This is a genomic window from Brevibacillus sp. FIR094, from assembly GCF_050477165.1.
GTDB lineage: Bacteria > Bacillota > Bacilli > Brevibacillales > Brevibacillaceae > Brevibacillus.
This window is the reverse complement of the sequence record NZ_JBEAES010000083.1, coordinates 1-1,271: the sequence shown is the minus strand read 5'-3', so window position 1 is coordinate 1,271 and position 1,271 is coordinate 1. Positions and strand designations below refer to the sequence as shown.

2 protein-coding genes are annotated in these 1,271 nt (G+C 44.2%); both read right to left on the bottom strand.

Annotated elements, in window-relative coordinates:
- Nucleotides 1–44: 44 nt before the first annotated feature.
- Nucleotides 45–854: an IS3 family transposase gene (locus tag ACQ5DJ_RS29875; protein WP_429845620.1), complete on the bottom strand. Its 810-nt coding sequence runs from the start codon at nt 852–854 to the stop codon at nt 45–47.
- Complete coding sequence (locus ACQ5DJ_RS29870) at nt 797–1,195, bottom strand: helix-turn-helix domain-containing protein (protein ID WP_007724027.1); 399 nt, start codon at nt 1,193–1,195, stop codon at nt 797–799. Before ACQ5DJ_RS29870 ends, ACQ5DJ_RS29875 begins: the two co-directional genes overlap by 58 nt.
- Nucleotides 1,196–1,271 lie beyond the last annotated feature (76 nt).

The following is a 1,271-nucleotide window of genomic DNA, read 5'->3' as shown; positions in this document are numbered from 1 at the left end:
TGGTCAAGGCCCCGTTTAGTGGACAGTAAGAAAAACCCGGGCCGTTAGGCCACTAGCTGGCGTCTGAATTCAACAGGCGTCAGCTTTTTTAATTTTCTCTGCGGGCGATTTTCGTTGTAGAAGTCAATGTACTTCTCGATTCGCCTTTGTGCCTCATCGATACTTCGGATATCATAAGGATAGAGCCCTTCCGTTTTAAGATGCGAGAAGAAGCTCTCCATCGAGGCATTGTCATAACAGTTGCCTCTTCTAGACATGCTGATTTGGGCGCCAACCTTTGGCAGCATGTCGTGGTAAGCGTAGGACGTGTATTGGAATCCTTGATCGCTGTGAACGATCAGTCCAGTCACGTCTTTCGTCTTTTCAAAAGCTTTCTCAAAGGTCCGTAGGACCAATTGATTGTCGTTGCGAACATCCATGTGATAGGCCACGATTTCGTTATTAAACAAATCTTTAATAGCAGACAGGTAGAGCCAAGTATCCGCAACACGATACTGTGTGACATCCGTTACCCACTTTTGATTGGGCACATCTGCTTTGAAATTACGCTGTAGAATATTTTGGGCAACTCGCCCCCCAACCGATGAAGCAAGGTGATAACGATACTTGCGACGTATTCGAGAACGGAGCCCCATTTCTTGCATGAGACGTAGTACCTTCTTATGATTGACCCACACCCCATGATCTTGCAGGAGAAATAGTTGGATTTGTCTATACCCATATTTACCGTGGTACTTCTTATACACAGCCTGGACTAAATCTTTCATAGACTTGTCCCGATCTATTCCTTGGCGTTTTAAGTATGCGTAGTATCCACTTCTTGAGACGCCAAACAGCTTACAGAGCTCACTGATGGTGTATTCTCCTGCTGCTTTCTTGATTGCGGCATACTTATGGACTGCACCTCCCGCATCCAGATTTCCAAGCACTTTTTTAGCATCTTATTCTCCCGCTTTAACTTTTCGATATATCTGTTTGCATCTATGTATTCTTCGCGACGGCCACGTTGATCTAGAAGACCAAACTCTCCGAGTTTCCTATACTTCCGCATCCAGACCTTTAGTCGGTCCTCATCATGAATTTTCAATTTTTCCATGATCACCCGTTTGGAAACACCCTTTAATCTCATCTGAATTGCTTGCAACTTAAGTTCTTCACTATAATGCTTAAACTTCTGCCCTTTCTTTGCTGGCATAAAAATACACCCCCTAAAGTTTTCATCGGTAAACCGTAGGGGTTTTTCCAATGTCTACTTTAAGGGGTGCACTTCA